The sequence below is a fragment of the Klebsiella sp. GB_Kp056 genome, assembly GCF_040064755.1.
GTDB classification, from domain to species: Bacteria; Pseudomonadota; Gammaproteobacteria; order Enterobacterales; family Enterobacteriaceae; genus Klebsiella; species Klebsiella quasipneumoniae.
Genome location: NZ_JBEAJA010000049.1, coordinates 35,777 through 57,821 on the forward strand (window position 1 = coordinate 35,777; position 22,045 = coordinate 57,821).

Annotated in this window: 22 protein-coding genes and 1 other annotated feature (1 of these 23 only partly in view); of the genes, 6 read left to right on the forward strand and 16 right to left on the reverse strand. The window is 58.5% G+C overall.

Translation table 11 applies throughout. The annotated features are described in order from the left end of the window. Positions 1 to 97, reverse strand: a sequence feature (Thr leader region); it reaches 21 nt to the left of the window's first position. The 3 genes from thrL to yjjY all read right to left on the reverse strand — a co-directional run bounded on the left by thrL (position 36) and on the right by yjjY (position 1,539). Continuing rightward, the gene (thrL, locus tag ABLV52_RS12370; RefSeq protein WP_004222578.1) at positions 36 to 104 is read right to left on the reverse strand and encodes a thr operon leader peptide; all 69 of its coding nucleotides are present in this window, start codon (positions 102 to 104) and stop codon (positions 36 to 38) included. It overlaps the preceding feature by 62 nt. 211 nt (positions 105 to 315) lie before the next feature. After that, positions 316 to 1,002 carry a tRNA/rRNA methyltransferase gene (locus ABLV52_RS12375; protein WP_348890443.1) on the reverse strand — a complete coding sequence of 229 codons (687 nt, stop codon included), beginning with the start codon at positions 1,000 to 1,002 and terminating at the stop codon, positions 316 to 318. Positions 1,003 to 1,398: 396 nt separating this feature from the next. Beyond that, positions 1,399 to 1,539, reverse strand: a complete 141-nt coding sequence (gene yjjY, locus ABLV52_RS12380) for a protein YjjY (RefSeq protein ID WP_004146984.1) — start codon at positions 1,537 to 1,539, stop codon at positions 1,399 to 1,401. Positions 1,540 to 1,634: 95 nt separating this feature from the next. Here yjjY and arcA point away from each other — a divergent pair, with 95 nt between their 5' ends. Beyond that, positions 1,635 to 2,351 carry a two-component system response regulator ArcA gene (arcA, locus tag ABLV52_RS12385; RefSeq protein ID WP_002887843.1) on the forward strand — a complete coding sequence of 239 codons (717 nt, stop codon included), beginning with the start codon at positions 1,635 to 1,637 and terminating at the stop codon, positions 2,349 to 2,351. Positions 2,352 to 2,414: 63 nt separating this feature from the next. On the opposite strand, the gene creD is transcribed toward arcA, so the two are convergent. The 4 genes from creD to creA are packed head-to-tail and all read right to left on the reverse strand — an operon-like array spanning position 2,415 to position 6,432. Next, positions 2,415 to 3,773 carry a cell envelope integrity protein CreD gene (gene creD / locus ABLV52_RS12390; RefSeq protein WP_348890444.1) on the reverse strand — a complete coding sequence of 453 codons (1,359 nt, stop codon included), beginning with the start codon at positions 3,771 to 3,773 and terminating at the stop codon, positions 2,415 to 2,417. A gap of 59 nt (positions 3,774 to 3,832) precedes the next feature. Continuing rightward, on the reverse strand, positions 3,833 to 5,257 hold the full coding sequence (gene creC / locus ABLV52_RS12395; RefSeq protein WP_348890445.1) for a two-component system sensor histidine kinase CreC: 1,425 nt from the start codon (positions 5,255 to 5,257) through the stop codon (positions 3,833 to 3,835). Continuing rightward, a complete protein-coding gene (gene creB / locus ABLV52_RS12400; protein WP_023291904.1) occupies positions 5,257 to 5,946 on the reverse strand; it encodes a two-component system response regulator CreB in 690 nt (229 codons plus the stop codon). The genes creC and creB overlap by 1 nt, the downstream gene beginning before the upstream one ends. Positions 5,947 to 5,958: 12 nt before the next feature. Beyond that, positions 5,959 to 6,432: a protein CreA gene (gene creA, locus ABLV52_RS12405; protein ID WP_009309170.1), complete on the reverse strand. Its 474-nt coding sequence runs from the start codon at positions 6,430 to 6,432 to the stop codon at positions 5,959 to 5,961. Between the two features lie 209 nt (positions 6,433 to 6,641). On the opposite strand from creA, the gene robA reads away from it, so the two are divergent. Further along, positions 6,642 to 7,511 (forward strand): MDR efflux pump AcrAB transcriptional activator RobA, encoded by an 870-nt coding sequence (robA, locus tag ABLV52_RS12410; RefSeq protein WP_004204217.1) that lies wholly within the window; start codon positions 6,642 to 6,644, stop codon positions 7,509 to 7,511. Here the strand turns inward: robA and gpmB are convergent. Then, positions 7,508 to 8,155 (reverse strand): 2,3-diphosphoglycerate-dependent phosphoglycerate mutase GpmB, encoded by a 648-nt coding sequence (gene gpmB / locus ABLV52_RS12415; RefSeq protein WP_004204216.1) that lies wholly within the window; start codon positions 8,153 to 8,155, stop codon positions 7,508 to 7,510. The two genes, robA and gpmB, sit on opposite strands and share 4 nt — an antisense overlap. A 113-nt stretch (positions 8,156 to 8,268) precedes the next feature. Here gpmB and yjjX point away from each other — a divergent pair, with 113 nt between their 5' ends. Beyond that, on the forward strand, positions 8,269 to 8,784 hold the full coding sequence (gene yjjX, locus ABLV52_RS12420) for an inosine/xanthosine triphosphatase (RefSeq protein WP_032452387.1): 516 nt from the start codon (positions 8,269 to 8,271) through the stop codon (positions 8,782 to 8,784). On the opposite strand, the gene trpR is transcribed toward yjjX, so the two are convergent. Then, positions 8,771 to 9,100, reverse strand: a complete 330-nt coding sequence (gene trpR, locus ABLV52_RS12425; protein WP_004204213.1) for a trp operon repressor — start codon at positions 9,098 to 9,100, stop codon at positions 8,771 to 8,773. The two genes, yjjX and trpR, sit on opposite strands and share 14 nt — an antisense overlap. 88 nt (positions 9,101 to 9,188) lie before the next feature. Continuing rightward, on the reverse strand, positions 9,189 to 11,126 hold the full coding sequence (sltY, locus tag ABLV52_RS12430) for a murein transglycosylase (RefSeq protein ID WP_044525328.1): 1,938 nt from the start codon (positions 11,124 to 11,126) through the stop codon (positions 9,189 to 9,191). A gap of 228 nt (positions 11,127 to 11,354) precedes the next feature. Here sltY and ettA point away from each other — a divergent pair, with 228 nt between their 5' ends. Next, entirely contained in the window at positions 11,355 to 13,022 is a 1,668-nt protein-coding gene (gene ettA / locus ABLV52_RS12435) for an energy-dependent translational throttle protein EttA (protein ID WP_023291900.1), read from the forward strand. A 93-nt stretch (positions 13,023 to 13,115) separates the two neighbouring features. On the opposite strand, the gene nadR is transcribed toward ettA, so the two are convergent. The 3 genes from nadR to serB are packed head-to-tail and all read right to left on the reverse strand — an operon-like array spanning position 13,116 to position 16,733. After that, complete coding sequence (gene nadR, locus ABLV52_RS12440; RefSeq protein WP_004886547.1) at positions 13,116 to 14,348, reverse strand: multifunctional transcriptional regulator/nicotinamide-nucleotide adenylyltransferase/ribosylnicotinamide kinase NadR; 1,233 nt, start codon at positions 14,346 to 14,348, stop codon at positions 13,116 to 13,118. Positions 14,349 to 14,369: 21 nt separating this feature from the next. Continuing rightward, entirely contained in the window at positions 14,370 to 15,752 is a 1,383-nt protein-coding gene (radA, locus tag ABLV52_RS12445) for a DNA repair protein RadA (protein ID WP_023291899.1), read from the reverse strand. 9 nt (positions 15,753 to 15,761) lie between these two features. Next, positions 15,762 to 16,733 carry a phosphoserine phosphatase gene (gene serB / locus ABLV52_RS12450; protein WP_023291898.1) on the reverse strand — a complete coding sequence of 324 codons (972 nt, stop codon included), beginning with the start codon at positions 16,731 to 16,733 and terminating at the stop codon, positions 15,762 to 15,764. 104 nt (positions 16,734 to 16,837) lie between these two features. Between serB and ABLV52_RS12455 the strand changes: the two genes are divergently transcribed. Both ABLV52_RS12455 and lplA read left to right on the forward strand, forming a co-directional pair. Then, entirely contained in the window at positions 16,838 to 17,485 is a 648-nt protein-coding gene (locus tag ABLV52_RS12455; protein ID WP_023291897.1) for a YtjB family periplasmic protein, read from the forward strand. Then, on the forward strand, positions 17,485 to 18,501 hold the full coding sequence (gene lplA, locus ABLV52_RS12460; protein ID WP_032452385.1) for a lipoate--protein ligase LplA: 1,017 nt from the start codon (positions 17,485 to 17,487) through the stop codon (positions 18,499 to 18,501). Before ABLV52_RS12455 ends, lplA begins: the two co-directional genes overlap by 1 nt. Positions 18,502 to 18,584: 83 nt before the next feature. Here lplA and deoD read toward each other — a convergent pair whose 3' ends face one another. The 3 genes from deoD to deoA all read right to left on the reverse strand — a co-directional run bounded on the left by deoD (position 18,585) and on the right by deoA (position 22,006). Continuing rightward, a complete protein-coding gene (gene deoD / locus ABLV52_RS12465; RefSeq protein ID WP_002887789.1) occupies positions 18,585 to 19,304 on the reverse strand; it encodes a purine-nucleoside phosphorylase in 720 nt (239 codons plus the stop codon). Positions 19,305 to 19,407: 103 nt separating this feature from the next. Further along, positions 19,408 to 20,631, reverse strand: coding sequence for a phosphopentomutase (gene deoB / locus ABLV52_RS12470; protein WP_072421116.1), 1,224 nt, complete (start codon positions 20,629 to 20,631; stop codon positions 19,408 to 19,410). 52 nt (positions 20,632 to 20,683) lie between these two features. Next, on the reverse strand, positions 20,684 to 22,006 hold the full coding sequence (gene deoA, locus ABLV52_RS12475) for a thymidine phosphorylase (protein WP_032429093.1): 1,323 nt from the start codon (positions 22,004 to 22,006) through the stop codon (positions 20,684 to 20,686). Positions 22,007 to 22,045: the final 39 nt, after the last annotated feature.

The window sequence follows — 22,045 nt, forward strand, 5'->3', positions numbered from 1 at the left end:
CAGGTGCGGGCTTTTTTCTGTGTTTCCTGTACGCGTCAGCCCGCACCGTTACCTGTGGTAATGGTGGTGGTGATAATGGTGGTAATCATGCCGATGCGATTCATGGATGTTGTGTACTCTGTATTTTTATCTGTCTGTGTGTCCTGCCTATATTGGTTAAAGTATCTGCCCTCTTAAGTCAATGAATTTCTCAATTAACCTCATTTCAGCGAGCTTACGTATTGCGCCACCCCGACAAGGAAAAACATCCAGATCGGCGGAACACCTCCCACAAAAACAGCACATACAACCATAATTAAAATATATGACAGAGCTTTATTCTGGAAGGTTTTTTTCAATATCATGCAGCAAACGATGCAACATTGCCGTGTCGCGCTGCTGCAGCAGCCCCATTCGTTGCGACAGCCAGTCGGCCAGTTTGGCATCATCCTCCACGCCCAGACGCGAAAGCAAGGCCAGGGCGCGCAGGCGCAACGCCTGCAGCTGATGATGGTCTGCCGCGGCGGCGGCGGGCGCCGGTTGTTGCATAAGCGATGCTAATTGATAGCAGTAGACCATCACCGACTGACCGAGGTTTAGCGAAGGATAATCCGCGGCCATCGGCACGCCGGTCAGCACATCGGCCAGGGCCAGCTCCTCATTGGTCAATCCGGCGTCTTCACGGCCAAATACCAGCGCGGTATGGGTCATCCAGTTCGCCTTCTCCTCCAGCAGCGGCAACAGCTGCTGCGGCGTAGCGTAATAGTGAAACCGCGCGCGACTGCGGGCGGTGGTGGCGACGGTAAAATCGACGTCGTGCAGCGCCTCGGCAAGGGTGGAATAGGTGGTGATGCCATCGAGGATGTCGCCTGAGCCGTGCGCCACCCAGCGTGCCGCCGGCGCCAGATGGGCTTCACTGTCCACGATCCGCAGATCGTGAAATCCCATGGTTTTCATCGCCCTGGCGGCGGCGCCGACGTTCTCGGCCCGGGCAGGACCGACTAAAATAATCGTTAAACGCATTGCGGTTTTTTTCTCTCTCTCAGGCGTTGTCGAGGCGCGGAGCCCCCCATTTTACGCGGTGAAAATTTACAAATTTGCAACAAAAATCACTAAAATTGCGTTTTCTTACCCATAAAAAAATCTAAACTGTTCTCAGGAGGCCATGACAAGGAGTATGTTAACAGAACCCATTTATCCATATGATGGGCAATGAAATTTCACCTGACGCATCGTTCCAGGCATTGGATTCACTGTATTTATTAATTTATCCACGCAACTAGTTGAGCCGGGTAAAGATTGTGACTATAAAGAGCATGACGATGCAATGATTTCACAAGACTGTTAACGTGCTACAATTGAACTTGATATATGTCAACGAAGCGTAGTTTTATTGGGTGTTCGGCCTCTCTTAGCCTGTTATGTTGCTGTTAAAATGGTTAGGATGTCAGCCGTTTTTGACACCGTCGGGTCCAGAGGGAAAGTACCCACGACCAAGCTAATGATGTTGTTGACGTTGATGGAAAGTGCATCAAGAACGCAATTACGTACTTTAGTCATGTTACGCCGCGCATGTTAATTTGCGACATGCAGCAGGCAGGTCAGGGACTTTGGTACTTCCTGTTTCGATTTAGTTGGCAATTTAGGTAGCAAACATGCAGACCCCGCACATTCTTATCGTTGAAGACGAGTTGGTAACACGCAACACGTTAAAAAGTATTTTCGAAGCAGAAGGTTACGATGTATTCGAAGCGACCGATGGCGCGGAAATGCATCAGATCCTGTCTGAAAATGATATCAACCTGGTGATCATGGATATCAACCTGCCGGGTAAAAATGGTCTTCTGCTGGCGCGCGAGCTGCGCGAGCAGGCTGACGTCGCGCTGATGTTCTTAACCGGTCGCGACAACGAAGTGGATAAGATCCTTGGCCTCGAAATCGGCGCTGACGACTATATCACTAAACCGTTTAACCCGCGTGAACTGACTATCCGCGCGCGCAACCTGCTCTCCCGTACCATGAACCTCGGTACCGTGAGCGAAGAGCGTCGCAGCGTGGAAAGCTACAAGTTCAACGGCTGGGAACTCGATATCAACAGCCGTTCCCTGGTCAGCCCGAACGGCGAACAGTACAAGCTGCCGCGCAGTGAATTCCGCGCGATGCTGCACTTCTGCGAAAACCCGGGCAAAATTCAGTCTCGTGCCGAGCTGCTGAAGAAAATGACCGGTCGCGAGCTGAAGCCGCATGACCGTACCGTTGACGTGACCATTCGTCGGATTCGTAAACACTTCGAATCCACTCCGGATACCCCGGAAATCATCGCTACCATTCACGGTGAAGGTTACCGTTTCTGTGGCGATCTGCAGGAATAATGCGATTTATTCCGCAGCCATGATGTGAAAACGGCGCCCCGAGGGCGCCGTTTTTTTATGCCGTCACTCTTTCCAGAGGCGCAGTTTGTCGTCATCGGCAGACGACGGCGGAGGCACACTGCCTTTCGGTAACGATAACGCATACCAGTCCACTCGCCGGGTCAAAAACATCAGGCTGCTTAGCGCCAGCACCAGCACCCCGGTACCCAACAGCAGCGCGCTGTCCTCGGAATGCAGCAGAAACCACATCACCCCGTCCAGCAGCAGCAGCGCCGCGACAAACAGCAGGCTGTTACGCCATCCCCTGAGCACCGCCTGGAGGTAGATCCCGTTCATCACCGCGCCGGACAGGCTGGCGGCCAGCCAGGCGGCGGTAAAGCCAATGTGCTCCGAAAGCGCCAGCAGCACCAGGTAAAACAGCACCAGCGATAAGCCCACCAGCACATATTGCATCGGATGCAGGGGGCGATGGGTCAGGCTTTCGAAAGCGAAAAAGGCCATAAACGTCAGCCCGATTAACAGGATGGCATATTTTGTCGCCCGGTCGGTTAGCTGGTACTGGTCGGCAAGCGACATGACATCGGCACTGAACGCCGGCAGGCGCGACCACGGGATCTCCATATCATCCTTGAAATAGCTGCCCATATCGTTGGCGAACCAGCTGCTTTGCCAGTGGGCGCGATAGCCGGCAGCATTCACTTCGCGTTTCGTTGGCAGGAAGCTGCCGAGAAAGCCGGGATGCGGCCAGTTACTGGTCAGCTGCAGCTCGCTGTTGCGCCCGAGTGGCGCCAGTGAAAATGCGCCCGTCCCGTTCAGATCGAGCGAAAAAGCGATCTCAAGCGACTTGTTGTCCTCCGCCAGCGCAGGCATCGGCATATGGATGCCCGCCCCATCGCCGCTGATCCCCAGCCCAGGCTCCACGCTTAATACGCTGCCGTTAACCTCCGGGGCATGGATGGCGCCAATGCCGCGGGCATCGCCGACGCTCACCACCAGCCGCGGCTGGCCCAGGGAGATATTCGTTTTTCGCAATGACGCCAGACGCAGCGGATCGAAGGTGGCCTTGATCTGCAGGGCGTTATGCCAGACCTGCCCGCTGTAGATGCCCACCCTCCTCGACTCCACGGTCTGTTTGCCGCTGACCGCCAGCGACTCCGGCAGCCAGTAGTACTCCCAGCTCCGCTGATATTCGACCTCTTTTTGGTTCTCCCTGCGGGTCAGCGTCTCGGTTACCGGAATAGCGATCAGCGGCCCGGCGAGTTTTTGCGGGCCGCTGGTGCTCTGTTCAATGGCATCCACAACCTCGCTGCGATAATCAGCCCGCTCATTGATGAGCTCCCTGACTATCATCAAAGGCAGAGATAACAGCACAATACAGCCTATTAACGTGGTGATTTTCCAGAATAACGGTGATTTCAACATAGCTTTCTCCCTATCGTGATGGCCTCACAATAGGGCGGTTGTGTGGGGGGAATTTGAAGCTATGTGAAGGGACGGTGAAGTCTCAGCGTGGCGACCACGCCGCCTTCGGGCCGATTGTGTAGACGGATATCGCCGTGATGCAGGCGCGCGACTTCACGAACAAAGGCCAGCCCAAGGCCGCTGCTCTTATGGTCGTCTTCACGCGGCAGCGAGTAGAACCGATCAAAGATCCGCGTCAGGGCATACTCCGGAATACCGCATCCGTTATCCGTTACGCTCAGTCGCACCTCTGCATTTCGTTTCTCTACTGCCAGGGCGATCTCGCCCCCCTGGGGGGTAAAATCAATCGCGTTGTCGAGCAGATTGCCCAGCGCCTGGGACAGCAGTTCGCCATCGCCATTGACCAGCATCCCACTCTCCTGCCAGCGCAGGGTGATGGCTTTCGCCGCCAGGGCGATGTCGCGCTCTTCCGCCAGGCGTTGGTATAGCGCATCTATCGACACCGGCTGCGGCTTTATTTCCAGCCGGCTTTCCAGTCGCGCCTGCTGGAGCAACCGCTCCACCAACAGCTGCATGCGAGTATTTTGCGTGAGGATATTCTCAGTAAACCGCGCCGCCACCGCAGGCGGCGGCTCTTCGCGCAGGATCTCCGCCGCACCGCGGATGGCCGCCAGCGGACTTTTCAGCTCGTGAGTCAGGTCATAGACATAGTTTTCGATGGCGTTTTTGCCTTCGAGCTTCACCCGCATGCTCTCCAGCGCCTGGGCCAGCTTACGCAGTTCGCTGCTGCCGACCTCCGGCAGCGGCAGCGGGCGGTCAGCTGTCACCGAGTCCGCATAGCGCACCAGCTTGCCGATAGAGAAATTGATCCACCAGACGACGCCGCAGCCAATCAACAGGGCAATGCCCAGCAGAGCGCCGCCGGCCCAAAGGATCCTCCGCTCGCTGCGCTGAATGACCGGCGTCATCGCCAGGTTGGGTTTACCGACGCTCAGCACGCCGATAATCCGCCCCTTATCCATCACCGGCGCGGCGATATACATCACCGAGCTGGCTTCATCATGCGGATCGCTGCGCGTACTGCGCGCGCCGTACTGGCCGCGCAGGGTGAGCCAGACGTCGTTCCAGCGTGAATAGTCCTGTCCTGTCGCCTCTCCGCTCGAGTCAAACACCACCTTACCCCGGGCATCGGTCAGATAGACGCGGTACTCATTCCGCACCTTTTTAATTCCGCCAATATTGGCGTTGAGCCGCTGCTGGTTGAGCTGGTGAAAGGCCTGCGCCAGCCTGCCCTGCTGCGGGTTTGCCGCCAGCAGGTCCTCACGCGCCAGCGCCGCCAGCAGGGTGGCGGTATCGTTGAGGGTCCCCTCCGTCGCCCGGCGCACGCCCGGCTTCACTTCCTGGACAAAGATCGACAGTACAAACCACGCGGCGATCGCGACGATAAGAAAATAGCCCAGCAGCAGGCGCATGCCGATGCGCATCAGCCGCGCCCCAGGCTGTAGCCCATCCCGCGATGGGTATTGATTGGCGCCACCTCAGGATTAACGACCCGCAGTTTAGCGCGCAGGGTTTTGATGTGGGTGTCGACGGTGCGGTCGAGGCTTTCCCAGGCATCGCTCCACACCAGCTCCATCAGCTGCTGGCGGGAGAAGACGCGACCGGGCGCGTGAAGCAGCGTTTTCAACAGCAGAAATTCATAGCGCGTCAGGTTCAGCGGCTGGCCGAACCAGCTTATCGACGCCGCCTGCTCGTCAAGCACAAACTCGCCGACGCGAACTACCGACGAAGGCGCGGCGAATTTTTGCAGCCGCCGCAGCACGCTGCGCACCCGCGCGCAGACTTCGCGCGGCGAAAACGGCTTGGCGATGTAATCGTCAGCGCCGATTTCCAGCCCCAGCAGCTTATCGACCTCGTCGCTCCGCGCCGTCAGAAACAGCACCGGCAGCGCCGGAAAGCGCGTCAGCAGGCGCCGACAGAGCTCGAAGCCGCTGATATCCGGCAAGCCGACGTCGAGGATGGCCACATCGGGCGCCTGATGCGCCGCCGCCTCCAGCGCGGGCAACCCGCGGTCAAAGACGGTGACCTGGAAGCCCTCCTGCTGGAGCATATAAACCAGGGTATCGGCGATACTCTGTTCATCCTCAACTAACCAAATCCGTGGCTGCTGCATGCGCGCTCCCGTTTATTTATTCCAGGGCATAATCGGCACGGCGCTGATGGCGTTCTTCGGCGAACCATCAACCACTTTATCCGAATAGGTCAGGTAGACCAGCGCATTGCGTTTCGCATCATAGAAGCGAACGACCTGTAGCTTTTTAAACACTAGCGAGGTGCGCTTCTGGAACACCACGTCGCCCTGGCTTTTGCCATTTTTGATTTTGTCCGTCAGCTCAATCGGCCCGACCTGCTGGCAGGAGATGGCCGCGTCAGAGGTATCTTCCGCCAGACCCAGTCCGCCTTTGATCCCGCCGGTCTTCGCCCGGCTGATATAGCAGGTCACGTTCTGCACATCCGGATCGTCAAAGGCTTCGACGACAATTTTGTGATCCGGCCCTAACCATTTGAAGACCGTATCCACGGAACCAATCTGCTCCGCCTGAGCAACCTGGCAGCCGGCCAGCAGCAGCAGGCCCATCGCAAACTTCTTGTATTTCATATTGTTACCATTCTTAAAAAATATAGCTGAGTGATTATCACGCACTTTGCGGAAAAGGTTTATAGATCACAGCTTTACAAAATTCTCGTTCAGATCCACGGACCTACCGCATTTAAAAGCAAAAAAAACACTGAATGCTAAAACATCAAAAAATGCTATTATCCGCTACTTTAATATCAGGCACCTGTGTTTAAGGATGGGGACATTTTATGGATCAAGCAGGGATTATTCGCGATCTCCTTAGCTGGCTGGAAGGTCACCTGGATCAGCCGCTTTCTCTGGACAATGTGGCGGCGAAGGCGGGTTATTCCAAGTGGCATTTGCAGCGAATGTTTAAGGATGTCACCGGCCATGCCATCGGTGCCTATATTCGCGCGCGCCGGTTGTCGAAATCAGCTGTCGCATTACGCCTTACCGCCCGTCCAATCCTTGATATTGCGCTGCAGTACCGTTTCGACTCCCAGCAGACCTTCACCCGGGCGTTTAAGAAGCAGTTCTCGCTGACGCCGGCGCTCTACCGCCGCTCGCCGGACTGGAGCTCGTTCGGTATGCGTCCGCCGCTGCGTCTTGGCGAGTTTACCCTGCCGAAACATGAATTTGTCGCCCTGCCCACGACTCAACTGCTGGGGGTAACCCAGAGCTATACCTGTAAGCTGGAGGAAATCTCCGACTTCCGCAACCAGATGCGGGTCCAGTTCTGGCGCGATTTCCTCGGCAACTCGCCGTCGATCCCCCCGGTGCTCTATGGGCTGCATGAACCGCGTCCGAGCCTGGAGAAAGACGATGAACAGGAAGTGTTCTATACCACCGCGCTGACGCCGGAGATGGCTAACGGCCACCTGCAGAACGCCCATCCGGTGACGCTGGAGGGCGGCGAGTATGTCATGTTTACGTATGAAGGGCTGGGTACCGGCCTGCAGGAATTCATCCTGACGGTCTACGGCACCTGCATGCCGATGCTGAACCTGACGCGTCGCAAGGGGCTGGATATTGAACGCTTCTATCCTGAAGATGAAAGCCGGGATCAGGCCACGCCGATTCAGTTGCGCTGCGAATATCTGATCCCGATCCGCCGCTAACGCTGCAGCTCGTCCATCGCGGGGGCGTCAAGATGCGAGACGTCGCCCGCCGTTTCCACCACCCAGCCGGAAGCCAGCCACGGGCTCTGCTGATAATCGACGCGCGAGATAGAGCAGTTGCGCAGGCGCAGACGACGCTCTGCGTACGCCGGCAGCCCTAAAATCGTGCTCACCAGGCAGCCCAGCGCGATACCATGACTCACCAGCAGCGGTCGACTACCGGCCGGTAATTCCAGACAGGCTGCCAGCGCCGCATGCATGCGTTCGCTAAGCTCCTGCATCGATTCGCCCTGAGGAATACGACCATCCGGCGTGCCGTTGACCAGCTGGCGGCGCCAGCCCTCTTCTTCTTCGCTGAGCGAGTCGATATGGCGCTTCTCCAGCACCCCCATATCCAGCTCGCGCAGGCGCGCATCGGCGATCACGCTGCAGCCGCAGGCTTCGGCGATAATCTCTGCTGTGCGGCGGGTTCGTCCCAGATCGCTGGTAATGATATGGGTGATCCCCAGCGTTCTGGCGCGCTCGCCAACCTGCCAGGCCTGGCGCTCACCGTGTGCGGTCAGCGGGCTGTCGGACTGACCCTGAATACGTCGCTCGGCGTTCCACTGCGTTTCACCGTGGCGAACAAGGTATACCTGTAACATGCTTTTTTTCCGTTCTGAACTCGTTATCGACCGCTTTCGGGCATTACCGCCTGCCCTGGGGGTGATTTAGAGTATACTGCGATGACGTTAGTTTATTCTGAGTTGTTTTGATTATGCACCATGTTGTCTCAGCGACCACTAATCCCGCCAAAATTCAGGCAATTCTGCAGGCTTTTGACGAGATTTTCGGCGAAGGATCCTGCCACATTGAGTCCGTATCCGTCGAGAGCGGCGTGCCGGAACAGCCCTTCGGCAGCGAGGAAACGCGCGCTGGCGCACGAAATCGCGTCGCCAATGCGCGCCTCGCCCAGCCCCATGCCGATTTCTGGGTCGCCATCGAAGCCGGAATTGACGATGGCAGTACCTTTAGCTGGGTGGTCATCGAAAGCGCCAGCCAGCGCGGAGAAGCGCGCTCAGCCACGCTGCCGTTGCCTGACGTTATTCTTGAGCAGGTTCGCGCTGGCGAAGCCCTCGGGCCGGTCATGTCGCAGTATACCGGCATCGATCAGATCGGTCGTAAAGAGGGGGCGATTGGGGTTTTCACCGGCGGCAAATTAACCCGCAGCAGCGTTTACCATCAGGCGGTCGTGCTGGCGTTAAGCCCGTTCCACAACGCTATTTATCGCTAGCCAGCAGCGTCTGCTCCAGCCACTGGCGCAGCTCAACCGGCGCCGACTTCAGGCTGTTCGACCCGCGGGTAATGGTCGCAATGCCGGCGCCGAGCTCATTTTTCAGCTCGCGCTGGCTCATCTCGCCGCGCAGCAGCTCTTCGATAATGCGCACCCGGGTTCCCAGCGCTTCGCGCTCATCAGGGGTTAGCATTAGCTGCAGCAGCGGCAAATGCAGATCCTGCGCATAGGCCTGCTGTAGCAGCGCCACAAAGCGCAGCCACTCCTGATGACGTTGTTCGGCAACGGCCGCGGAATAGGGAGATTGTTGGGTCATATCGCGCCACCATATTGAGACGGGCAGCTTACGCTGCCCGTCGAATGTACTCTTCAACGAGTACAAAGCATAACATACTTCCCGGCGATCAGTAACGCTGCCGCCACTCCGCATCGCTGAAGAGCTTATCCTGCTGTCCCATAAAGTAGCGGTAGTAGGCGTCATAGGAGAGGACATTCTTCACGTAGCCGCGGGTTTCCGAGAACGGAATACTCTCGACAAACGCCACGGCGTCGATCCGTCCGGCGCTGTTCCCCTGCCAGGTGCGTACCCGACCCGGCCCGGCGTTATAGGCCGCCGAGGCGTAGATGCGGTTATTGCCGAACTGCTGGTAAACGTACTGCAGATAGCTGGTGCCGATGTTGATGTTGGTTTCCGGATCCAATAGCTGCGACGGGCCGCTGTAGCCGGGAATGCGGAACATGCTGACGGTATGCGTCGCGGTGCCCGGCATAATCTGCATCAGCCCGCTGGCGCCGACCGGCGAGCGCACTTTCGGGTTCCAGGCGCTCTCCTGGCGGGCAATGGCCATCGCGTAGCTCTGCGGAATATCTTTACCGCTGATATAGCGGGCAAACAGATCGTTATAGGCCAGCGGGAAGCGCTCCTCCAGCTGATCCCACAGCTTGCCGGCGATCGTCGCCTGGACGCTCAGATCCCACCAGTGCTGATCGAAGGCATAGCGCGCCAGCTGCGCCTGCTGAGATTTCGTGCGGCTGGTGACCAGATTCGCCCATTCGGTGCGCGCGGTGTTATCCATATTCCAGTACATCAGCTCGCGTACCCGGGCCATCTCCGGACCGGAAGCCAGCGCCGGATCGAGCGTGCCAGTCGCTTTATCGATGCGGAAGGTATACTCCTCGCCGAGACGCTGTGCGGCGACCATCGGGTAGAAACCGCGCTGCTGCATCAACGACCGGAGGATCGCCTGCGCCTCCTCGTCCCTGCCGCGCTCCAGCAACAGATCCGCCTGCCAGTAGCGCCATTCGTCTTTCTCTTTCGCCTCCATCGGCAGGCGCGCCAGCCAGGTATTCAGGCCATGGCGATCGCCCGTCCCCAGCGCCATCCGCACCCGCCGCTCCACCAGCGGCGTGGACTGCGATCGCATAATCGCATCGTCGCGCCAGATGGCCTGCTCTTCGGTCACATCGTTCCCCATCAGGCGCCAGGCGACAATATCGCGTAGCTCCTGGGTCTGATCCTCATTGAGCTGCTGGGCCTGCACCAGCGAAGGGATCATCAAACGGGCATTTTCCACATCCTGACGGGCGACGCTGGCGAAGGCGACGGCGGCCATCTGGCGGGTAAAGTCCGTCGCCCCGGTGGTGCGGGCAAAGGTCAGGACGCTGTTAGGATCGTTAGCCAGAGCGACCACGGCGCTGGCGATGCTCTGGTAGTTGGCGGGCATCTGCTGGGCCAGCGATTTCACCAGCCCGATATTGCCGGCCTTCATCGCCAGGCGGATCCGTTCGAGATAAGCCAGCGGATCCTGCTGGCCGGAGTCGCGCCAGGCGCTGAACAGCGGTTCACAGGCGCCGGGCTGGTTCTTGCCCGTCAGCCAGAGGTCTTTCGCTCCGCTCCAGGCCTCCTGCGACTGCCCCACGCTCAGTTTGGCGTAGTAGTAGTTGCACTGCGCCTCGGTGCTGGTCGGCTTATCGGGACTAAACGCCAGCAAGCCGCGCCAGTCGCTGCGCCGGGCCAGTTCATTCACGAAGCGCGAACGTAATGAACGCGCGGGGGGCAGCGTCGGGTTGGCGTCAATAAAGTTTTTCACCACCAGCGCCGGCTGGTTCATCAGATCGTCGGTAATCTGCCGGTACTGCAAATAGGGATACAGGGGATAGGTGCTTAACGTGGGCATCAGCTGGTCAACCACATCCATCTGCCGGTTATCCCACGCCTGCTTAATTTGTGCGTAGCGGCTGCGCTGTTCATCCAGTGAATCCGCATGCGCCAGCTGACTCAACGCCAACAGACCAACGCTGGCAGCCAAAAGATGCCACGCCATTTTTTTGGCTTTTTCCACAAGCTCTTCCTCTTTCAGGTGCATTTTCGCAGCATCGTGCCGCTTAAAAGCCCCTGCCGGTTCGGCAGGCGGCTTTACTTATGCTAATCAGACAACGCTAAACGCGCCATGTCCTGAACATTTTTTTACGCTTCTGTGAATCCTGTCGCCTCGCTGGGATTAGCGCGCGAAAAAGGCTACACTTCGGCTTTGAACTATCTATCAAAATAGAAAGAGGCGAAGTCCAACGTGGCTCAATTCGTTTATACCATGCATCGTGTCGGCAAAGTGGTTCCGCCGAAACGTCATATTTTGAAAAATATCTCCCTCAGCTTTTTCCCTGGCGCAAAAATCGGTGTGCTCGGTCTGAACGGCGCCGGTAAATCTACCCTGCTGCGCATCATGGCCGGTATCGACACCGAGATCGAAGGTGAAGCGCGTCCACAGCCTGGCATTAAAATCGGCTACCTGCCGCAGGAGCCGCAGCTCAACCCGGAGCACACCGTGCGCGAGTCCGTTGAAGAAGCGGTCGCCGAAGTGGTTAACGCGCTGAAGGGTCTGGACGAAGTCTATGCCAAATACGCCGAGCCGGATGCAGACTTCGATAAGCTTGCCGCACAGCAAGGTAAGTTCGAAGAGATTATCCAGGCGCACGACGGCCACAATCTGAACGTACAGCTGGAGCGCGCGGCCGACGCCCTGCGCCTGCCGGACTGGGATGCGAAAATCGCCAATCTTTCCGGTGGTGAACGCCGCCGCGTCGCGCTGTGCCGCCTGCTGCTGGAAAAACCAGACATGCTGCTGCTCGACGAACCGACCAACCACCTGGACGCCGAGTCCGTCGCCTGGCTGGAACGCTTCCTGCACGACTTCGAAGGCACCGTGGTGGCAATTACCCACGACCGTTACTTCCTCGATAACGTCGCCGGTTGGATCCTCGAACTTGACCGCGGCGAAGGTATTCCGTGGGAAGGCAACTACTCCTCCTGGCTGGAGCAGAAAGATCAGCGTCTGGCGCAGGAAGCCTCTCAGGAAGCCGCGCGTCGCAAATCCATCGAGAAAGAGCTCGAGTGGGTTCGCCAGGGCGCGAAAGGCCGTCAGTCCAAGGGCAAAGCCCGTCTGGCGCGCTTTGAAGAGCTCAACAACGTTGAATACCAGAAACGTAACGAGACCAACGAACTGTTCATTCCGCCAGGCGCGCGTCTGGGCGATAAAGTTCTGGAAGTCAGCAACTTGCGTAAATCCTACGGCGACCGCGTGCTGATCGACGATCTGAGCTTCTCGGTACCGAAGGGCGCTATCGTCGGCATCATCGGCCCGAACGGCGCGGGTAAATCAACGCTGTTCCGCATGATGTCCGGCCAGGAACAGCCAGATTCCGGCACCATCACCCTAGGCGAAACCGTTAAGCTGGCCTCCGTCGATCAGTTCCGCGACGCGATGGACAACAGCAAGACCGTGTGGGAAGAGGTCTCCGGTGGCCTGGATATCATGAAGATCGGCAACACCGAGATGCCGAGCCGCGCCTACGTGGGCCGCTTTAACTTCAAAGGCGTAGACCAGGGCAAACGCGTTGGCGAACTGTCCGGCGGTGAACGCGGTCGTCTGCACCTGGCGAAGCTGCTGCAGGTTGGCGGTAACGTACTGCTGCTCGATGAACCGACCAACGACCTGGATATCGAAACCCTGCGCGCGCTGGAAAACGCCCTGCTGGAGTTCCCGGGCTGCGCGATGGTTATCTCGCACGACCGTTGGTTCCTTGACCGTATCGCCACCCACATTCTGGATTACCAGGATGAAGGTAAGGTGGAGTTCTTTGAAGGTAACTTTACCGAGTACGAAGAGTACAAGAAACGCACCCTCGGCGCCGACGCGCTGGAGCCGAAGCGAATCAAGTACAAACGTATCTCAAAATAAAATGCAAAAAGGCAACGCAAGTTGCCTTTTTTAATGTTTGCTCCCTCTCCCACCGGGAGAGGGCCGGGGTGAGGGCATCAGCCCGCAGAGGATCTACCCCTGCTCCCCCATCAGCTGCTTCACCAGCTCGACGCAGCGCAGGAAGCGCGTATCGTAGTCCGACTCCTTAACATGGACGAACTCGATCTCATTCTCTTTCAGCAGCGACACCAGCAGCGACTGAAACTCTTTACGATCCACCGAACTCCCAAGGCTGCGTAACCCATCGGCCACCCACGGGGTATTGTTCTCCAGCAGGATCACCAGATCGAAGCGGTATTCATCAATCAGCGCCTGCACGAACGGGTGCTCTCGCCCCTCGTACTTCAGGCAGAACGCCTGAGTGCTGACGAAGTCGGTATCGATAAACGCCACCTTGTTGGCATATTTCACTGCGAAATCAATATACTGGGCATGCCCGAGGGCTATTTTATCGTAATCCGAATACTGGAGCGCCATCTCATCGCCGCCGAGATGCGAAAAGACATAATCCCGGCCATATTCCCAGGCGCTGGTGGTATTGAAGATATTGGCAAGCTTATTGACCAGCGTTGATTTCCCGCTCGACTCGCCGCCGAGGATCGCCACCGTCCGCACAAAGAACGGTTTCACTTCCGTCGGAATATATTCCCAGTAACGGAACGGGTTCTCGCGGATCTGGCCGCCGCTAATATTCATAAAGGTCCGCTTAGGATCGATAAGCACCGTCTCGATCCCCAGATGCTCAAGGTACTGCGGCGCATCGGCCTCTTCCGAGGTATAGATCCGGTTCGGCTCGATCCCTTTTTCGCTCATAAAAGCGCGGATCCCATGACTCCACACATCCCAGCCGTGCGGATAGGGTTCCATCCCCTCTTCATTGAAGGCATGGATGCGAATATTCTTCTGATATTTAAAGGTTTGTAGCAGCCAGCGCAGGCGGTCAGGCACCGTCGGCTGCTGTGACATGGCGCTCTCTTCAAACAGCTCGCGGTCGCGAGTGTCGTCATAGCCCATGATGATATGCAGCTCATCGACCTGGCTACAGGCGCGTTGAATCAAATAGATGTGCCCGGTATGCAGCGGGTAAAATTTACCAAACACCACGCCGACGCTTTTCTGTCGGCGGGGAAACTCCAGCCCGAGGAAACGATGCAGCGCTTCTAGCTTCTGCGCGCTCGGGCTTTTGATTTTGGCATTCAACAGTTGGCTGAGATACCCTTTGGTCATCCCGCTGGCTTCCGCCACCTGCTGCAGGGTACAGCCTTTCTGCTTTATGGCGCTTTTTAAATAGTCAAATGACGACATCGCTAATCTCCTTTTAACTTATTATAAGTCGTCAAAAACGCTTAGCGCGTCTGAAAGCTTTTTCACACCAAAGATTTGCATGCCTTCCGGCACTTTTTTCGGCACATTGGCCGCCGGGACGATGGCGCGGCGGAAGCCATGCTTCGCCGCTTCGGAGATACGCTCCTGTCCGCTCGGCACCGGGCGAATTTCGCCAGCCAACCCCACTTCGCCAAAGACCACCAGGTCCTGCGGCAGCGGGCGATCGCGCAAGCTGGAGACCATCGCCAGCAGCAGCGCCAGATCGGCGCTGGTTTCCGTGACCTTCACCCCACCGACCACGTTGACGAAAACGTCCTGATCGGCCATCTGCAGGCCGCCGTGGCGATGCAGCACCGCCAGCAGGATCGCCAGACGGTTCTGTTCCAGCCCCACCGCCACGCGGCGCGGGTTGGACATCATCGAGTGATCCACCAGCGCCTGGATCTCCACCAGCAGCGGGCGGGTCCCTTCCCAGACCACCATCACCGAGCTGCCGGAGGTGATTTCATCTCCCCGGCTGAGGAAGATAGCGGATGGGTTGCTCACTTCGCGCAGCCCCTGCTCGGTCATAGCGAAGACGCCCAGCTCGTTCACCGCGCCAAAGCGGTTTTTGTGGCTGCGCAGAGTGCGGAAGCGGGAGTCGGCATCGCCGTCCAGCAGCACCGAGCAGTCAATACAGTGCTCCAGCACCTTCGGGCCGGCCAGCGAACCGTCTTTGGTGACGTGGCCGACCATGACGATCGCCACGCCGCGTGTTTTGGCAAAGCGCGTCAGGTAGGCCGCCGTTTCACGTACCTGGGCGACGCTGCCCGGCGACGACTGAACGTCGGCCATATGCATCACCTGGATAGAGTCGATCACCATCAGCTGCGGTTTTTCTTCCTCGGCAATCTGACAGATCTGCTCAATGCTGGTTTCCGACAGCATGTTCAGGTTCGCCGTCGGCAGCCCAAGGCGATGGGCGCGCATCGCCACCTGCTGAAGGGACTCCTCCCCGGTGACGTACAGGGTTTTCATCCCTTCCGCCAGCTTGCACAACGTCTGCAGCAGCAGCGTCGATTTCCCCGCGCCGGGGTTACCGCCAATCAGGATCGCGCTGCCCGGCACCACGCCGCCGCCGAGTACGCGGTCGAACTCTTTAAACCCGGTGGAGAAACGCGGCAGCGCCTCCAGGCTGATGTCTGACAGCTTCTGCACCTTCGAGACGCCGGCGTGACCGGCGTAGCCTGACAAACGCTCGTTTCTCGCCACCTGCGGCGACGCGGCGATGCGCATCTCGGTGATGGTATTCCAGGCATGGCAGGCGCTGCACTGCCCCTGCCAGCGCGGGTAATCCGCACCACATTCATTACAGACAAATGCGCGTTTTGGAGCTTTCGCCACGTTTACCTCTTACTTTTGGTTCATGCTGCCCGAGAGAATACAGAATACCCCCATCAGGTCAGCGTGGCGGATAGTCACTTCCGCCTGTTCATTCACTTTAGGCTTAGCATGATACGCGATGCCAAGCCCGGCAGCCTTAATCATCGGCAGGTCGTTGGCGCCATCGCCGATGGCCACGGTCTGCGCCGTTGGGATCGCATACTTTTCCGCCAGCTTGCGCAGCGTATTGGCTTTGTATTTGGCATCGACGATATCGCCGAGCACGTTGCCGGTGAGCTTGCCGTCGCGGATCTCCAGTTCGTTGGCGAACACCGCGTCGAGATGCAGCTTATCGCGCAGATACTCGGCGAAGAAGGTGAAGCCGCCGGAGGCGATCGCCACCTTCCAGCCCAGCGTTTCCAGCTTGAGCACCAGCTGCGCCAGGCCCGGCATCAGCGGCAGCGCGTCGCGAACCTGCAGCAGAATGCTGGCATCAGCGTCTTTCAGCGTCGCCACGCGCTGGCGCAGGCTGGCGGTGAAGTCCAGCTCCCCGCGCATCGCCCGCTCGGTCACTTCCGACACCAGCTCGCCGGTGCCGGCCAGTTTCGCGATCTCATCGATGCATTCGATCTGGATCGCCGTGGAGTCCATATCCATCACCAGCAGTCCCGGGGTGCGCAGATGAGGGATTTTACCCAATGGCGCGACGTCCAGCCCCGCCTCATGCGCCAGCCGCGTCGCACGGGGGGTCAGCGAACCGGCCAGGCGGATCACCTGGTAATCCTCGACCACCCAGGAGGCGACGATCACTAACGCGGCGCCCAGCTCACGCTGCCAGTCCGTCAGACGGCGTTTATCCAGCCCACGCCCGTACAGCAGCCAGCCGCTGCGCCCGGCGTGATAATCCAGCGGCATGACCTCGTCACCGCTCAGGGAAAGCGGCAACCCAGGCCACAGGGAAACGTCTTCAGGCAGGTCGCACCAGGTCAAACTGTTAGGCATTACGGCTCCACATCTCTTCATTCAGGCGAGGAAAATAACGCATGAGGCTACCTTGTAACCAGCGCTTCTGGCAACATTAAGCTGCAAATTTTCAAAGGTGGAATATGGTTCGCGCAAAACTGAAATTCCGGCTGCATCGTGCGGTCATTGTCCTTATCTGTCTCGCCCTGCTCGTCGCGCTGATGCAGGGCGCCTCGTGGTTCAGTCAGAACAGTCAGAAACAACGCAATCCGCAGCTGGAAGAGCTGGCCCGCACGCTGGCGCAGCAGGTGGTGCTGAATCTTGCGCCGCTGATGCGCAGCGAGACGCCGGACGAAAAGCGCATCAATCAGCTGTTGACGCAGCTCACCCACAACAGCCGCGTACTGGACGCCGGGGTATATGACGACCAGGGCGACCTGGTGGCGCGCTCTGGCGAAAGCGTCGAGGTTCGCGACCGGCTGGCGCTGGATGGTAAGAAAGCCGGCGGCTACTTCAACCAGCAGATTGTCGAGCCGGTGCCGGGAAAAAACGGTCCGCTGGGCTACCTGCGTCTGACCCTCGATACCCATACGCTGGCGACCGAGGCGAAGCAGGTGGATAATACCACCAATATCTTACGCCTGATGCTGTTGCTGTCCCTGGCCATCGGCGTGGTACTGACCCGCACGCTGCTGCAGGGCAAACGCACCCGCTGGCAGCAATCGCCCTTCCTGCTCACCGCCAACAAGCCGGTTGAGGATGAAGACGATGAAAAGAAAGGAAATCTATAATGTCCACACTGCGCCTCCTGCTTTCTGACTCTTACGATCCGTGGTTCAACCTGGCGGTCGAGGAGTGCATTTTCCGCCAGATGCCCGCCACCCAGCGGGTGCTGTTCCTGTGGCGCAATGCCGATACCGTGGTCATCGGCCGCGCGCAGAACCCGTGGAAGGAGTGTAATACCCGCCGCATGGAGGAAGATCATGTGCGGCTGGCCCGTCGCAGCAGCGGCGGCGGCGCGGTATTCCACGACCTCGGCAATACCTGCTTTACCTTTATGGCAGGCAAACCGGAGTACGACAAAACTGTCTCCACCGCTATTGTGCTGGCGGCGCTCAATTCACTTGGCGTAACCGCCGACGCCTCCGGGCGCAACGATCTGGTGGTCAAAACCGACAGCGGCGACCGCAAAGTCTCCGGCTCCGCCTATCGTGAAACCATGGACCGCGGTTTTCACCACGGCACCCTGCTGCTCAACGCCGATCTAAGCCGTCTCGCCAACTACCTCAACCCGGACCAGAAAAAGCTGCAGGCTAAAGGCATTACCTCGGTGCGCGGGCGGGTGGCGAACCTGGTTGAGCTGCTGCCGGGCATTACCCATCAGCAAGTTTGCGAGGCGATCCAGGAGGCGTTCTTCAGCCATTACGGCGAACGGGTAGACGCCGAGGTGATCTCCCCGGACAACACGCCGGACCTGCCGAACTTTGCCGACACTTTCGCTCGCCAGAGCAGCTGGGAGTGGAACTTCGGCCAGGCGCCTGCCTTTTCCCACCTGCTGGACGAGCGCTTCCCCTGGGGCGGCGTCGAGCTGCATTTTGACGTTGAGAAGGGCCATATCACCCGCGCGCAGGCCTTTACCGATAGCCTGAATCCGGCGCCGCTGGAGGCGCTGGCGGAACGCTTAATCGGCTGTCAGTATCGGGCTGAGGTTTTGCAGCAGCAGTGTGAGGCGCTAATGGAGGACTTCCCGGAGCAGGAAGCGGAACTCAAAGCGCTGTCGGTGTGGATTGCCGGCGCGGTACGCTAAAAAAAGCCCGCTGGCGTAGCGCTTAGCGGGCCTGGAAAACCGCAGGCCGGGTCAGGCGAAGCCGCCGCCCGGCACAACAGCTTTTACTCTTTATCGCCCAGCAGCACGGATTCCAGCGCGATTTTAATCATGTCGTTGAACGTGGTCTGACGCTCTGCGGCAGTGGTCTGCTCGTGGGTACGAATATGGTCAGACACGGTGCAGATGGTCAGCGCTTTCGCCCCGAATTCCGCCGCCACGCCGTAGATACCCGCCGCTTCCATTTCCACGCCCAGGATGCCGTATTTTTCCATCACGTCGAACATGGACGGGTCCGGGGTATAGAACAGGTCTGCAGAGAAGATGTTGCCGACGCGCGCGTCAACGCCCAGCGCTTTCGCCGCGTCTACCGCGTTACGCACCATGCCGAAATCGGCAATCGCCGCGAAGTCGTGGTCTTTAAAACGCAGACGGTTCACTTTGGAGTCGGTGCAGGCGCCCATACCGATCACCACGTCGCGCAGTTTGACGTCTTCGCGCACCGCGCCGCAGGAGCCGACGCGGATGATTTTCTTGACGCCGAAATCGGTGATCAGCTCTTTGGTGTAGATAGAGCAGGACGGAATACCCATCCCGTGGCCCATGACGGAGATTTTGCGGCCTTTATAGGTGCCGGTGAAGCCCAGCATGCCGCGCACGTTGTTCACTTCACGCACGTCTTCGAGAAAGGTTTCTGCAATGTGCTTGGCGCGCAGCGGGTCGCCCGGCATCAAGACTACGTCGGCGAAATCGCCCATTTCTGCGTTAATGTGAGGAGTTGCCATCTTCAGTTCCTTTTACATTGTTGTTTTTGCCGGGCGGCGGCTACGCCTGACCCGGCCGACAAAACCGTAGGCCCGGATCGCTGAGCGCCACCGGGCAATTGCATCACAGCATGTTTTTACCGTACGCCATTGGCGAGGTACCAAAGTATGTCGCCAACGTCTGGCCGATGTCCGCGAAAGTTTCGCGGTGGCCTAACGATCCTGGTTTCACTTTCGGGCCGTACACCAGCACCGGAATATGCTCGCGGGTGTGGTCGGTACCGGTCCAGGTCGGGTCGCAGCCGTGGTCGGCGGTGAGGATCAGGATGTCGTCTTCCCCTACCAGCTCCATCAGCTCCGGCAGACGGCGGTCGAACAGTTCCAGACCCGCCGCGTAGCCGGCGACATCGCGACGGTGACCCCAAGAGGAGTCAAAGTCGACGAAGTTGGTGAAGACGATAGTCTCGTCGCCGGCTTCCTTCATCTCTTTGATGGTCGCGTCGAACAGCGCGTCCAGACCGGTGGCTTTCACTTTTTTGGTGATGCCGCAGTTTGCGTAGATGTCCGCTATCTTACCGACAGACACCACGTGGCCGTTCTTCTCGTCAACCAGCTTCTGCAGCACGGTCGGCGCCGGCGGTTCGACCGCCAGATCGTGACGGTTGCCGGTACGCTGGAAGTTACCGGCTTTATCGCCGATAAACGGACGAGCGATGACGCGGCCAATGTTGTAGCCGCCTTCGGTCAGCTCTTCACGGGCGATTTCGCACAGCTCATACAGCTTGTCGAGGCCAAAGGTCTCTTCGTGACAGGCGATCTGGAACACGGAGTCAGCGGAGGTATAGAAAATCGGTTTCCCGGTTTTCATATGCTCTTCGCCGAGCTGATCGAGGATCACCGTCCCGGAAGAGTGGCAGTTGCCGAGGTAGCCCGGCAGGTTGGCGCGTTTCACTAGCTTATCCAGCAGCTCCTGCGGGAAGCTGTTTTCATGATCGCTGAAGTAGCCCCAGTCAAACAGCACCGGCACGCCGGCGATTTCCCAGTGGCCGGACGGCGTATCTTTACCAGAAGAGAGTTCATGCGCCCAGGCCCAGGCGCCAATCACTTCGGCATTGCCATTCATTCCGGCGGCAATTTTACCGGTAGAGCCTTCATGCGCTTTCACCAGCCCCAGACGGGTCAGGTTCGGTAAATTCAGCGGGCCTTTGCGGCCGTGGTCAGCCTCGCCTTTGGCGCAGGCTTCCGCAATGTGGCCCAGGGTATCGGCGCCGACGTCGCCAAAGCGGTCTGCGTCTTCCGTTGCGCCAATCCCAAAGGAGTCCAGCACCATGATAAATGCACGTTTCATCTTGTTCTCCATACATCTTGCGCTGCAAAAAAGCGATCAGATCAGTATATCGCTATTCGGTGATACGGCGATAGACTGTCGGTGTAATTTCCGGAGCTTTATCGTCCAGTTTAATGGCCGCTTTGACCGCTTTCGCGGCCTCCTGCCAGCTGTTCTCGTCTTTGGCATGGATCACCGCCAGCGGACGCTGTCCGTCCACGCGGTCACCCAGACGCGCCATCTCGGTAAAGCCAACGCTATAGTCAATGGTGTCTGAAGCCTGACGGCGGCCGCCGCCCATAGAAACCACTGCCATACCCAGCGCGCGAGTATCCATCGCGCTGACAAAACCTTCGGTATCAGCATAGACTGCTTTGCTCAGCATCGCCGTCGGCAGATAATGATCATAATTCTCGACAAAGTCGCTCGGTCCTTTCTGCGCCGCGACCATACGGCCAAAGACTTCCGCCGCTTTACCGTTATCCAGTACCGCCTGCAGCTTCGCGCGCGCGTCGGCATCGTCCGCCGCCAGCTTGCCGGAAATCAGCATCTCTACACACAGCGCCATCGTCACGTCGAACAGACGCGGGTTGCGGTATTCGCCGGTCAGGAACTGGACCGCTTCGCGAACTTCAACGGCGTTCCCGGCGCTGGAAGCCAGCACCTGGTTCATATCGGTCAGCAGCGCGGTGGTGCGCACGCCGGCGCCGTTGGCGACCCCGACGATCGCTTCCGCCAGCGCGGCGGAAAGTTCATAAGTCGGCATAAACGCGCCGCTGCCGACTTTGACGTCCATCACCAGCGCATCCAGCCCTTCCGCCAGCTTCTTGGCAAGGATCGAGGCGGTGATCAGCGGAATGGAGTCCACCGTCGCGGTAATATCGCGGGTGGCATAGAAACGTTTGTCCGCCGGAGCGAGGGAGCTGGTCTGCCCGATAATCGCCACGCCGACATCTTTAATAATCTCGCGGAAGCGGTTGTCGTCCGGGAAGATATCAAAGCCCGGGATCGCTTCCAGTTTATCCAGGGTACCGCCGGTATGGCCGAGTCCGCGGCCGGAAATCATCGGCACATAACCGCCGCAGGCGGCCACCATCGGCCCCAGCATCAGCGAAGTGACATCCCCGACGCCGCCGGTGGAGTGTTTATCGACGATCGGGCCGTTAAGGTTGAGGCTTTTCCAGTCCAGAACGGTACCGGAATCCCGCATCGCCATGGTCAGCGAAACGCGCTCCGGCATAGACATATCGTGGAAGAAGATGGTCATCGCCAGCGCGGCGATCTGCCCTTCTGAGATAGTATTGTCGCGGATGCCGTTGATGAAAAAGCGGATCTCTTCATCGCTTAATGCCTGACCATCACGTTTTTTACGAATAATTTCTTGTGCGAGAAACACGGTAACCCCCATGAGGAATCGGGTGAATGGTGGCGGGTG